Consider the following 13,061-nt stretch of genomic DNA (forward strand, 5'->3'; position numbering starts at 1 on the left):
CGGCCAAATCATTCCCGTAACTAGGCTTTGTCAAGCAGTAAGAATTAACTAAAAGCAATGTCTGACACATTTTTCTCAACTGATTCACTTCTGGATGATCACCAGTGGAACACTAATACTATCACCTACAGCTTCTATAAAAGCGGTTCTTATTACGGATCTCAAACGGGGGTTTCAGAGATCTCAGAAGGAACCAAAGACAATATCAGAAGCATCTTCGAAACTCTGGAAAGATACCTTGATGTTGATTTCCGTGAGGTAGCAGATACAAAAACAGACTATGGTCTATTGCGCTACATGGTATCTGATGGTCCGAGCTATGCCTATGCCTATTTGCCTTGGGGATTTAACTCCAATTTCAGCAATTCGTGGGATGTGGCCGGGGATGTGCATATAAACGAAGCCTACGACACCACAGGTAATAACGGATTTGCTGACGACCCAGGGAATCATGGCTACATGACCCTGATTCACGAGACATTACATGCTCTGGGGTTCAAACATCCTAATAAATACGAGGAGCATGATCACGGTCCATTTTTGCCCTTTAACGAGGACAATACTACCAACACAGTAATGTCGTATAACTTTGCTGGGAAACCAGCGATTACCCCAATGACTTACGACATTAAAGCATTACAGTCTATCTATGGAGCTAGGGAGTATAACCACGGGGATACTACTTACTCCTTTGAGAGCGTTTATGGCTACACAGATGTTCATGAGGATTATGGTGCAACCAAAGAAATTAAGCAAACCCTCTGGGATAGCGGTGGTGTAAATACCTTAGACTTTTCAAACCTGACTTTTTTGGATACAGGTTACCACTTTGATATGAATCAGGGGGGTATTATAACCACCCAAAAGGCTTACAATGGTATCTCTTATCAAGCTAGGACCGATGAAAGCGGAAGAAAATACGTTACGTCTAAATTTGGAACTGCGATCGCATTCGATACAGTTATTCACAATCTGATCAACTCTAACAGTGACGATTACATCATTGCCAATAGTGCGGCCAATATCTTTAGCGGTTATGAATTTGGAATTTCCACGGGTGATGATATTATTGAAGGTTGGAACTATCTAGATACTTTAGATCTTTCCAATTATGCTTTCGATAGTGTGAAGCACAACAAAAGCGGTGATGACCTGATTCTTGGTCTACCCTCGGATAATTCGATTACCGTCAAAGACTACTATAGTTCGATTACCGTCAAAGACTACTATAAAGTCTCTGAAAGCAATCGCCTTAACATTATCTTCGAGGAGGAGAGTCCACCACCTGTATGGGAAAAGATTATTGTTCGGGACACAATAAATATTAGCAAGGTTCAGGATATTCAAAAGGAGCCTAAACCTACCAACACTGCTCCGACGGATATCAGCATTTCTAGCAACAGTGTCAAAGAATTCAGTAACAATGGTACCACTATTGCTACCCTGACTACTAATGATGTTGATGCCGGAGATAGCCATACATATAAATTATTACATGATGCTAAGGGTCGCTTTAAAATTGATGGCAATCAACTAAAAGTCAAGAATGGCAACCTCTTAGACTTTGATGACAACTCTAGTCATGATATCAAAATCCGCACCACGGATTCCGGGGGTGAAAGCTACGATAAAACGTTCACCATTGACGTCCTTAACCAGAATATTGCTCCGACGGATATTACCATTTCTAGCAACAGTGTCAAGGAATTCAGTAACAATGGCACTACCATTGCTAGGCTGAGTACTAATGATGTTGATGCCGGAGATACCCATAAATATAAGTTATTACATGATGCTAAAGGTCGCTTTAAAATTGATGGCAATCAACTAAAAGTCAAGAATGGCAACCTCTTAGACTTTGATGACAACTCTAGTCATGATATCAAAATCCGCACCACCGACTCCGGGGGTGAAAGCTACGATAAAACGTTCACCATTGACGTCCTTAACCAGAATATTGCTCCGACGGATATTACCATTTCTGGCAACAGTGTCAAGGAATTTAGTAACAATGGCACTACCATTGCTAAGCTGAGTACTAATGATGTTGATGCCGGAGATACCCATACCTATAAGTTATTAGATGATGCTAAAGGTCGCTTTAAAATTGATGGCAATCAACTAAAAGTCAAAAATGGCAGCCTTATAGACTTTGATGACAACTCTAGTCATGATATCAAAATCCGCACCACCGACTCCGGGGGTGAAAGCTACGATAAAACGTTCACCATTGACGTCCTTAACCAGAATCTTGCTCCGACGGATATTACCATTTCTGGCAACAGTGTCAAGGAATTCAGTAACAATGGCACTACCATTGCTAAGCTGACTACTAAGGATGTTGATTCCGGAGATACCCATACCTATAAGTTATTAGATGATGCTAAAGGTCGCTTTAAAATTGATGGCAATCAACTAAAAGTCAAAGATGGCAGCCTTATAGACTTTGATAACAACTCTAGTCATGATATCAAAATCCGCACTACCGATCAGAGCGGTGAAAGCTATGATAAAACTTTCAGTATTCAAGTCCAAAACCAGAATATTGCTCCCACGGATATCAGCCTTGATCGGAACAGTGTCAATGAATTAAGTGAAAAGGGTACCACTATTGGTACCCTCAGTACTAATGATGTGGATCGGGAAGATAACCATACTTATGAGTTATTAGATGATGCTAAAGGTCGCTTTGAAATTGTTGGCAATAAACTCCAGGTCAAAAATGGTAGTCTTTTAGACTTTGATAACAACTCTAGTCATGATATCAAAATCCGCACCACGGATTCCGGGGGTAAAAGCTACGATAAAACTTTCAGTATTCAAGTCCAAAACCAGAATAATGCTCCGACTGATATTAACCTCTCTAGCAACAGTGTCAAGGAATTCAGTAATAATGGCACTACCATTGCTACCCTGAGTACTAAGGATGTTGATTCGGGAGATAACCATAAATATAAGTTATTACATGATGCTAAAGGTCGCTTTAAAATTGATGGCAATCAACTAAAGGTCAAAAATGGCCACCTCTTAGACTTTGATGAAAACTCTAGTCATGATATCAAAATCCGCACCACGGATTCCGGGGGTAAAAGCCACGATAAAACGTTCACCATTGACGTCCTTAACCAGAATAATGCTCCAACGGATATTACCATTTCTGGCAACAGTGTCAAGGAATTCAGTAACCATGGCACTACCATTGCTACCCTGAGTACTAAGGATGTTGATGCCGGAGATCACCATAGCTATAAGTTATTAGATGATGCTAAAGGTCGCTTTAAAATTGATGGCAATCAACTAAAAGTCAAAAATGGTAGTCTTTTAGACTTTGATGTCAACAATACTCATCAAATCAAAATCCGCACCACCGACTCCGGGGGTGAAAGCTACGATAAAACGTTCAGTATCGAAGTCGAAAACCAAAATAATGCTCCGACTGATATTAACCTCTCTGGCAACAGTGTCAAGGAATTCAGTAACAATGGCACTACCATTGCTACCCTGAGTACTAAGGATGTTGATGCCGGAGATCACCATAGCTATCAGTTATTAGATGATGCTAAAGGTCGCTTTAAAATTGATGGCAATCAACTAAAAGTCAAAAATGGTAGTCTTTTAGACTTTGATGTCAACAATACTCATCAAATCAAAATCCGCACCACCGACTCCGGGGGTGAAAGCTACGATAAAACGTTCAGTATCGAAGTCGAAAACCAAAATAATGCTCCGACTGATATTAACCTCTCTAGCAAGAGTGTCAAGGAATTCAGTAAAAATGGCACTACTATTGCTACCCTAACTACTCAGGATGTTGATTGGGGAGATAGCCATAGCTATCAGTTATTAAATGATGCTCAAGGTCGCTTTAAAATTGATGGCAATCAACTCCAGGTCAAAAATGGTAGTCTTTTAGACTTTGATATCAACAATACTCATCAAATCAAAATCCGCACCACCGACTCCGGGGGTGAAAGCTACGATAAAACGTTCAGTATTAACGTTCAAAACCAGAATATTGCTCCGACAGATATCAGCATCACCGAGCAGGGCGGTGAAAGCAATGACACACTAATTGGTGGCTCGGGTGATGACACTCTTTCAGGAGGTGATGGGGATGACAGTGTTGTTGGAGGTTTCGGTAATGATAAGATTTGGGGTAATCGCGAGAATGATACACTAATTGGTGGCTGGGGTGATGACACTCTTTCAGGAGGTGATGGGGATGACAGTGTTGTTGGAGGTTCCGGTAATGATAAGATTTGGGGTAATCGGAATAATGACACACTAATTGGTGGCTCGGGTGATGATACTCTTTCAGGAGGTTCTGGGGATGACAGTGTTGTTGGAGGTGCCGGTAACGACTACCTCAGGGGAACTTGGGGCAATGACAATCTCGATGGTGGGGATCATGATGACACTCTTAAAGGTGGTCAGGGAAATGACTTCCTTGAGGGTGGTTCTGGCAATGATTGGATCATGGGAGATGTAGGTAACGATAACCTAAAAGGTAGTTCAGGTGAGGACACTCTGAGCGGAGGTTCGGGTTATGACACCATCGAAGGTGGTGATGACGATGACTACCTCAGAGGAAATGCGGGAGATGACTTCCTTAAAGGTGGCGATGGCGATGACTACCTCAGAGGAGACCAGGGAAATGACAGCCTTGAGGGTGGCGCTGGTAACGACTCTTTGATCGCAGCTTCGGGTGATGACCATCTTGATGGTGGGGATGGCAATGATACCCTAAAAGGTAGCTCTGGCAACAACTATTTGATCGGAGGTTTGGGAGATGACAGCCTTGATGGTGGGGGAGACCATGACCTGCTTGAAGGTGGCTCTGGCAAGGACACTTTGATTGGAGGTTCCGGTAATGACACCCTCAATGGAGTTGGAAATGATTCCCGAGGTAATGGTGAAATTGATGTTCTTGTTGGTGGAGGTGGATCAGATACTTTTATCCTAGGAGATGATCATGGCGCTTTCTACCAGGGTGGGGGTCACAATGATTATGCAAAGATTGATGACTTCGATTCTCAAGACATGATTCAGCTCTATGGTGTAGCGGATCAATATGATGTGCTTGAGGCTGATAATGGCTTACCCGGTAGCACAGCTTTGTATTTTGAGGGTGATTTGATGGCAGTATTCAAAGATGCATCTGTAAGTGATGTCAGCAGTAGAATGGAATTTCTTTCCTAATCTGACCAGTTGTAAGATTGGCAAGATGACCGCAGTTAGGTAATATGGGTAAGAATCTACCGGGTGCATCTCTATCCATGCAATTAGGCAAAAATTCCCACACTTCCGACACTTCCCGCTGTCCCCACACTCTCCTTATTTTTTACAAAAATAGCGCTACTCGCAATGGCATTGGCAAGAGGCAAGAGGCAAAAGTTGACGTGCATTAGCTTTGCAGCTTTTATAAATGTCAAACATGCTATATGAGATGCACCAAATCTACGGAGAGTTGGACTGATTTTTCTGTATGTTTTAATTTAATAGGATTGCTATACTTTTATCTGCTGGTGTTTACCAGTTCTCAATTACTAACTAACTATATTTTTCATCCATTAACAAAATATTAACAAAAACGGTATAACGCCACCCTTTAATTTATAAACTAAAGGGTGGCGTTACATTTATTGTTTATTTATTCTGTATAGTCTTCAGGTTTGAATCTTGGTATTGCCTTCGTTAAAAAGAATTATCATTGATAGAATTATCATCGATGTCGCAATCAGAGGTTTCACGAGTCCCGTGATTGACCTCATGGTTATAGTTACTATCTCTGAGCCTTGGCTGATTAACATCTGATGAGCGTTGATCAGTCTCAGGAATTTCTAGAGCTTTTCTGTGAATAGGTGCGCTTTCCGTGATGGCGTTCGCGTAGCGTGACCTACGGTCAAGGGATGGCTCGCCATCACGGGTCGCATCTGATGATGCTAGGGAATCGATTGACCTGGATTTTGGTGAGGTACCCCTCCAAGTTTTCCAGGCAGCTTTGAAACCCTTAAGCACATTACGAGTATTCTCTTTGACTTTTTGGGCTTGGTTTTTAGCATTGCTAATACTGTGGTCAACCTGTTGAACCACGTGACCAGCACTTTTGACTCCTTGATTAAGATCATCTGTCAAGTCGCTAATTTCCAAGCCTGTCAGCCGAATGGCTTCTAGGGTCGGTGGTAATTCCCGATTTAGGGTATCAGCTAATTTTTCCACACTACGAGCTGCCCGCGCTAACTCTTGTACAGCAGGTAATAACGTTACTAAAACAGCGGTTAAACTAACTGCTACCAGCAGAAAAGACAGCCCGAGCCAAAATAGAGGATCAATCACAAAAAATCCTAGGATGTTGGGAAGCCCCGTCTATGGGGGAGAGTGGTGATGACCGTTGATTTATTATACAGGTTAACCTGTGGTATGATTCAGTAACTGGGAATGGAAAATCGGAAAGACTATATTGATAATCTAGATTAATACTCTCCCTCGCCTTCAGTAATTAAGCATAAGTAAACTTAACAGACTAGCCAGCTTGAAGTCTTGATAAAACACCATTAAGCTCGCCCAAACTTTCAGAGCTAATTTATAAAGTAAATATTAAGAGCTCAAATCCCTTGACAGATATGGATTTCAGGTAACAGGGGGCAAACTAGGCCGAATTACTGAAAGCCTTGGACCGCAATGTTTATAGCTCCGTTTACAAATCAGCTCTCATCAATTTTATCCTATCAGTTTTCGTGACATTTGACAACGTATTTGACAACGTTTAGTGATATTATTGGCTAATACTTGCAGCATAGGATAAATTTTTCCATTTCCGATCTTCCCGACTCGGCTAACCGACACAAAAGCAGGATGTTGCACTTGTAGGGGGCTAATTTATGGAGAAGGGGAAGAGGGGGAAGAAGCGGAAGAAGGGCACGTAAGAAAAAACCGATGAGATTGGGTCAATCAGTAACACCAAAAAAAAGCACTAAACCTTCTTACCCCCCGTCCGGGATGCCTAAAGCTAATTTTGATTAGCGGACGAGTTTGACTCTGCGGCAACTGCCGACTCGGACTTTTGAGGCTCTACGCTTTCAGCCACAGAAACTTTTTCAGGGACAGAAGCTTCAAGACCTGCTGCGATCGCTACCTTTAGTCGAGCTAGGGTATCATCCCAGTTACGCAGTGTGGAATCGGAAAGGCGATCTGCCTGTAGTTGCACACTGCTAGAAAGATCTTCGGCTAATTCGGGTAAGGCATCTGCCGATTTTTTCAATAGCTTGCGCGTATCGCGACCAGTACGGGGGGCAATTAGCAACCCTACCACTGTTCCTACGGCACTACCCAATAGCATGCCACCGATAAATGCTCCAGCACTTTTTTTTGACATCTTTTGATTTGTGTTCCTCCAACAATTTTAGATAAATGGGATGGATAAAACTTTTATACTAAATGGTTTTGGTTTATTATCCTACAAGTAGCTTAATAATTGATCAGTAGTTAGTAGGGTAGGAGTGTAGGGTTTCTCACGACAGGTACGGTGAGGGTGACCTCAGTTGCCGCCTAGGGTTGGTTACGGCTATGCTGGGAATACTACAACCCCATACTAGTCACAACCTGATACTAGTGCGATCGCTCTTGAGTCACTAACCTATTCTTGCTAGTAGGTTTATAACTAAAGCGCCACCTAAATCCTCCAATTTTTTGAAGCATACCCAACAGTAGAAAAATTTGCTTGAGTGTGTGTAGCTGAAGCTGTAATTGTTGATACTCCTCTCTCAAACCATGAATACCTACTTGCCCAAGAACAATTGCCTTGGGAGCACTATATAACTTTTTAGAGATACGAGGTTCAACCCTTTCCAACCGATTAGCGATAGATGAAAGCCACTGTCCCAATCTCCACACTTGGCAAGCAGCGTATAGACACAACAGGGAGAGCACAATATTGATAACGATTACAACTATCATAATAAAGATGCCAGTGATACAATTGACTTTAAAATGATGATAGTATGGCTAAGGTTGGGCAACTGGGAGAAAAGTTAGTCGCTAGGTGGTTACAAAGCCAAGGCTGGGTCATCCTAAACCATAGCTGGCGGTGTCGATGGGGAGAGATTGACCTAATTGCCAAAGGAAACCCGGTGGCATTGGCTTTTGTCGAGGTTAAAACTCGCAGTCGAGGGAATTGGGATGCCGATGGTAGAAGAGCAATTACACCACAAAAGCAAGCTAAACTCAGGCTTACAGCTGAGTTATTTCTGTCAGAACATCCAGATTTAGCTAATCTACCGTGCCGATTTGATGTTGCTCTTGTCCGTTGCCAGTGCCTGAGCCAACCTTTACACTCTATAACCGCAGATCAAGAGATCGAAAGTCAGATAGTTGAACTAGCTCAACCGGTATTGGTGGCAGGATATAAGCTGATGCTACAACACTACATGCAGTCAGCTTTTGATTAGCTCCTCGGCTTGGGTGTTGGGTTTGGCTGCTAGCTCATCCTTTCTTAATCATCAACATTGCCTTGTGGCTTGGTTTTGCCTGATTTTTTCGGGACTTGCTTCTTGGTATAGTACTACTCATTAAGCTTAGGACATTGATAAAAGCTGAAAAGCTGTTTTAGTAAGCTTTTGCCTTTTGCCTCTTGCCTCTTGCCTGGCGCGTAGCGCTATATAGTGAGCGCCCTTTATCTCAACAAACCCAGCCTTGAGAGGCTTCCCAGGTGGGAGTGTCACAAACATACGATTTTTTCAGGCAGACAGATTCTCCGGTATTACCTAATCTTAAAGAAGAAACAGATACCCATTGTCATAGCTTGGGATAAACTGAATCATATCCATCACTCCTCAAGAGTAGAAAAATGGAAAGCCTCACCATTGCTATTGTCGAGTGGATCATAAAACTGTTCCGCCTCTACCTGGTCGCTGGTTTGATTTTTGCGGTTCCTTTCGTCATCTTTGGGGTGCAACGGGTTGATCCCAATGTCCATGGATGGGCGATCGGCTTTCGCATTATGATCATTCCCGGTGTGACTGCCTTCTGGCCGATGTTTGCCACTCGCCTGTTGAGAGGCAAAACTCTTCCGAGTGAACGCAATGCTCACCGTATATCGGCCAAACGACTGACCTGAAAGGGAAATGCCATGATTCTCGCTCGCCGTAAAACTCACTTTTATTCCTTTGTGGTACTAGCAGTTGTCCTACCAGTGTGCTTCTTAGCAGGGATTTTACTGCGTCCTACTTACGAACCAGTAGATGTAGCTACCAATAAATTATTTACACAGGCAGGGTTCGTGACACAAACCCAACCCCAAGCCAGAAAGGAAATTGGCTCAACTAAAGTTAACGATGGAACATTTCGGTTTCATGTTGAAACCTTTGTCAATTACCAAGGCAAACTGGTCATGGAACTTAAGTCTCTTTCTTTGCTCCAAGTTCCTGACCCCTTGCTGTATTGGGAAGCTACTAAGGAAGCCCCCACAGAAATTAGCGATCGCTCTATACTGCTAGGCAATCTGGCAGGGTTATCTCCTAAACAATTTTTGCTTCCTGCCAGTGTGCGAGGCAAAGCGGGACATTTGCTGATCTACAGCCAGGGTCAACAAAAGCTGATTGCAGCTCTACCATTGCCAGCCAAACTGACTAGAATTTATCGTTATTAGTCCTTAGTAAATAAACGAAGGTTTACTGATAGTTAATAATGAATAATTACCAATGAATAATGAGCAATATAGCATTTTTTATCATAATGAGGTACAAAAAGCTTTTTACCTCTTTCCTCTTCCGACTTTACTGCTCCCTGCTCCCTGCTCCGTGCTCCGTGCTCCCTGCTCCCTGCTCCGTGCTCCCTGCTCCCTGCTCCCTAAAAGCCAAAAAAATGTACCTTACTAGCTTAAAAACCGCTAGAGCAATAGCAATTAACCTTTAGTAAAACAATGAGTGTTGCCTATAAAGCTGTTCTGTGGAACCGCCAGAAGTTTATTTACGATGCTATCCTTCTGAGCCTAGTTGCCCTTTATATTGTACTGTTCATCAATGTTACCCAGTGGTTCGATAGCAACATCGACATCAGGGGAGTCAGGATTCGCGCCTTTGGCTCAGCTGCTTTCATCCTGCTCCACGTCATCTTATCCATTGGTCCGCTAACTCGCCTGAGCCCAAAATTCTATCCCCTCCTCTACAATCGGCGTCATATGGGGGTTACGATGTTCTTCTTGGCTCTCCAGCACACCCGCCTTGGCCTGCAATGGTACCACGACTTCGGCAATCTCGAACCTTTGGTTAGTCTGTTTCTGAGCAATACTAACTATTTTACCTTTATTCGCTTTCCCTTCCAGGTTTTGGGATTTGTTCCCCTGGTGATCTTGTTCCTAATGGCAGCCACTAGCCACGATTTCTGGCTGGCTAACCTAACGGCTCCGGTTTGGAAAGGTTTACATATGAGCGTTTATCTTGCCTACGGACTACTGACAGGTCATGTCCTGCTAGGAGCACTGCAAACTAACAAGCATCCAGTTCTGACCCTTGCTGTTGGTGTTGGACTAGTGTGGATTGTGGGAGTGCATTTGGCAGCAGGGATTCGGGAGTTCGGGCAGGATAATCAGGATCTTGTTACAGGAAACGAAGAATTTGTAGATGCGGGCAGCATCGCAGAAATCCCGGAAAATCGAGCTAAGATAGTCACTCTCGGGGGCGAGCGGGTGGCAATTTTTAAGTATGATGGTAAGATTTCTGCTGTTTCCAACGTTTGTCAGCATCAGAATGGCCCTCTAGGGGAGGGAAAAATTGTGGATGGCTGCATCACCTGTCCATGGCACGGCTATCAGTATCTGCCAGAAAATGGTGCTTCCCCGCCACCCTTTACGGAAAAAATCCCTACGTTTGATATTAAGTTAGAGGGCGATCGCATTTTGGTGAAAACTATACCGAACCTTCCTGGTACCAGCGTTAGTCCTGCTGTAATCGCCATGGAGGAGCAGACGTGAGTAGCAACAGCGAAGGTCAAAACACCGATGAATTTTATATCGCTTATGGTAAGGTGCCGACCGGTATCAAACGGTTTCTGTTGATATTGATTCCCGTGCTAGCCCTGGTGATTCTGATTCTAGGGGCTGTCTTCCCCTTAATTCATGACCAGTTTAATTCTGGAAAGGTCAATAAGGCTCAAGAGTTTGAAGGGTTGCTGTTAGGACAACCTGTTCCTCACTTGCTGGTACCCCGTCCAGGGGATACCTCCTCCCAAGCCCCCTACTCTCGCTACTTGCTCACGGGTCCGGGAAAAACCTCACCCAGATCCAGCGTCTTGGATCAAGTGGGAAAGTGGGTCAAACTAACCGGTAGTCCAGTTTATCGCAACAACCTTACGGTGATAGCAGCTCGCTCTGCAGAGGCAATTGACCCTCCTTCGGCAGCAGTGAAACCGGATGCGGGTAAATCTCTGGGTGAGTTCTCCCTCTTAGGAGAGATTTTAGACAGTAAATGCTATCCCGGGGTGATGAAACCAGGACAAACTAAAACCCATCGCTCCTGTGCTATTCGCTGCATCAGTGGTGGTGTTCCTCCGGTGTTCTTAGTACACAATCAGCAGGGGGATAATCTTTATCTGCTCCTAGTAGATCGGCAAAACCAGGCGATTAACTCCCGGATTTTGGATAAGGTAGCTGACCCTATCCGCATCACTGGGGAAGTAGTTCAATATGGGGATATGTATGTTCTCAAAGCTGACCCGGAAAGTTATGAGCTAGTAACTCAGTAAAGCTGGGGATGATGGGCAACGGATGGGTAACGGAATTACCCACACTCCTCCGATTCCCCACGCTTGTATAGGATTTGACAAATGATCTGATATATGTATTAACAGAAAAGGATAGATTTAGGTATTCCTATCTCCCCCTTTTAGGTGTTACCTAGTCATTGATTTACCCATTCCTATGATTACTGGACTAATGCTTTACTAGGAAAGGATACACCACTCTTCCTGAAGAACGGAAATGATTGCCAATAGTATCAATAACCTTAATCCCAAATTGCTGCTAGTTGTCTCCCGGGCCCTGGCAGCATTGCGACCCTCGGTGATTGCTTTCCTAATTGCCAACGCTAGTATGCTCAGTGGTGGGAAGGAAACACCAATATCGTTTTGTAACGTTCTGTTTGTTGGCAATCTCTGTGCGTCTTTGGCAGTGGTGGCTTTTTTTGGAGCGATTCCTATTCTAAATGAACTCCGAAAGTTGAATGTAAAGCTGCTTCTGGGACTGTTTATTAATGGTTGTTTAGCAGCATTACTGTCTGCACTGATTTTCTTGGGGCTACAAGAAACTACTGTCACTAATGCCGTCTTATTGGGGCGATTTGGACCGGTACTCTATGCTCTGGCAGGAGCAATTTTCTTTGGCAAGCGTATTCTGAAATGGGAATGGATTGGCTTTTCTCTGATTGGCGTCGGTATTGTTGCTATTGTTTTCACAAGCAGTAATTATCAAATCAATCAGGGAGACCTTTTAATCCTGGGATCAACCTTTTTGTATGCAGTCACGTCGATTATCGGCAAGTTGACCCTTTCTAAACACAATAGTTTGTCGGTAATTGTCTTCAGCCGTAACTTTATATCAGCTGTAATATTTTTCGCGATCGCTAGTTATTTATTTGGTCCGTCTCATTTTGGAGATGTCTTTTCAGGTCAGCTTTGGATGGTGATGAGTATCTATGCGCTAATTATCATCGTGATTACCCAATTTCTCTGGTACGCTGCCCTGGAAAAGCTAGACTCCAAGACGGTAGGTAAGTGGACTGTATTATCTCCCGTATTTGGGATAGTTTATGCGCTAGTTCTCAATGGAGAACGCCCTTCACTGATGCAAGTAATAGCATTTATTGTGATCATGATTGGAGTGTCGATAACTAACTTTAGTAAACAACAGCCCCAACCAACACAGGAAATTGCAGCTAGAGGAGAAAGTTCTGCATCTTCTATGTAAGTAGATAGCAGTTCTCAATTAGTAGAGATAGTTAATAGGAGTGGTTAGGGAGTAGGGAGTAGGGAGTAGGGAGTAGGGAGTAGGGAGTAGGGAGCGGTGCGAC

12 protein-coding genes are annotated in these 13,061 nt (G+C 43.5%); 7 read left to right on the forward strand and 5 right to left on the reverse strand.

Annotated features, from left to right (window positions below; all coding sequences use genetic code 11):
• Nucleotides 1–57 precede the first annotated feature (57 nt).
• On the forward strand, nucleotides 58–5,199 hold the full coding sequence (locus BJP34_RS25625; protein ID WP_070394777.1) for a cadherin domain-containing protein: 5,142 nt from the start codon (nucleotides 58–60) through the stop codon (nucleotides 5,197–5,199).
• 83 nt (nucleotides 5,200–5,282) lie between these two features.
• Here the strand turns inward: BJP34_RS25625 and BJP34_RS49470 are convergent, their stop codons facing one another.
• From BJP34_RS49470 to BJP34_RS25640, 4 genes are all read right to left on the reverse strand, one after another.
• Nucleotides 5,283–5,405 (reverse strand): hypothetical protein, encoded by a 123-nt coding sequence (locus BJP34_RS49470; RefSeq protein ID WP_267876379.1) that lies wholly within the window; start codon nucleotides 5,403–5,405, stop codon nucleotides 5,283–5,285.
• A gap of 289 nt (nucleotides 5,406–5,694) precedes the next feature.
• Nucleotides 5,695–6,336 carry a DUF948 domain-containing protein gene (locus BJP34_RS25630; protein WP_070394778.1) on the reverse strand — a complete coding sequence of 214 codons (642 nt, stop codon included), beginning with the start codon at nucleotides 6,334–6,336 and terminating at the stop codon, nucleotides 5,695–5,697.
• Between the two features lie 673 nt (nucleotides 6,337–7,009).
• A complete protein-coding gene (locus BJP34_RS25635) occupies nucleotides 7,010–7,375 on the reverse strand; it encodes a YtxH domain-containing protein (RefSeq protein WP_070394779.1) in 366 nt (121 codons plus the stop codon).
• 233 nt (nucleotides 7,376–7,608) lie between these two features.
• Nucleotides 7,609–7,956, reverse strand: a complete 348-nt coding sequence (locus BJP34_RS25640; RefSeq protein ID WP_149031183.1) for a hypothetical protein — start codon at nucleotides 7,954–7,956, stop codon at nucleotides 7,609–7,611.
• Between the two features lie 44 nt (nucleotides 7,957–8,000).
• Between BJP34_RS25640 and BJP34_RS25645 the strand changes: the two genes are divergently transcribed.
• A complete protein-coding gene (locus tag BJP34_RS25645; protein WP_070394781.1) occupies nucleotides 8,001–8,447 on the forward strand; it encodes a YraN family protein in 447 nt (148 codons plus the stop codon).
• A 377-nt stretch (nucleotides 8,448–8,824) separates the two neighbouring features.
• On the opposite strand, the gene BJP34_RS46100 is transcribed toward BJP34_RS25645, so the two are convergent.
• Nucleotides 8,825–9,088: a hypothetical protein gene (locus BJP34_RS46100; protein ID WP_158517476.1), complete on the reverse strand. Its 264-nt coding sequence runs from the start codon at nucleotides 9,086–9,088 to the stop codon at nucleotides 8,825–8,827.
• Nucleotides 9,089–9,127: 39 nt separating this feature from the next.
• On the opposite strand from BJP34_RS46100, the gene BJP34_RS25655 reads away from it, so the two are divergent.
• The 5 genes from BJP34_RS25655 to BJP34_RS25670 all read left to right on the forward strand — a co-directional run bounded on the left by BJP34_RS25655 (nucleotide 9,128) and on the right by BJP34_RS25670 (nucleotide 12,958).
• A complete protein-coding gene (locus BJP34_RS25655) occupies nucleotides 9,128–9,646 on the forward strand; it encodes a hypothetical protein (protein WP_070394783.1) in 519 nt (172 codons plus the stop codon).
• A gap of 52 nt (nucleotides 9,647–9,698) precedes the next feature.
• Entirely contained in the window at nucleotides 9,699–9,875 is a 177-nt protein-coding gene (locus BJP34_RS44530) for a hypothetical protein (protein ID WP_158517477.1), read from the forward strand.
• A gap of 44 nt (nucleotides 9,876–9,919) precedes the next feature.
• Nucleotides 9,920–10,969, forward strand: a complete 1,050-nt coding sequence (locus tag BJP34_RS25660) for a Rieske 2Fe-2S domain-containing protein (RefSeq protein ID WP_070394784.1) — start codon at nucleotides 9,920–9,922, stop codon at nucleotides 10,967–10,969.
• Nucleotides 10,966–11,739, forward strand: a complete 774-nt coding sequence (locus BJP34_RS25665) for a hypothetical protein (RefSeq protein WP_070394785.1) — start codon at nucleotides 10,966–10,968, stop codon at nucleotides 11,737–11,739. The genes BJP34_RS25660 and BJP34_RS25665 overlap by 4 nt, the downstream gene beginning before the upstream one ends.
• Before the next feature lie 235 nt (nucleotides 11,740–11,974).
• Nucleotides 11,975–12,958 (forward strand): DMT family transporter, encoded by a 984-nt coding sequence (locus BJP34_RS25670; RefSeq protein WP_070394786.1) that lies wholly within the window; start codon nucleotides 11,975–11,977, stop codon nucleotides 12,956–12,958.
• Nucleotides 12,959–13,061: the final 103 nt, after the last annotated feature.

Source organism: Moorena producens PAL-8-15-08-1 (assembly GCF_001767235.1).
GTDB lineage: Bacteria > Cyanobacteriota > Cyanobacteriia > Cyanobacteriales > Coleofasciculaceae > Moorena > Moorena producens_A.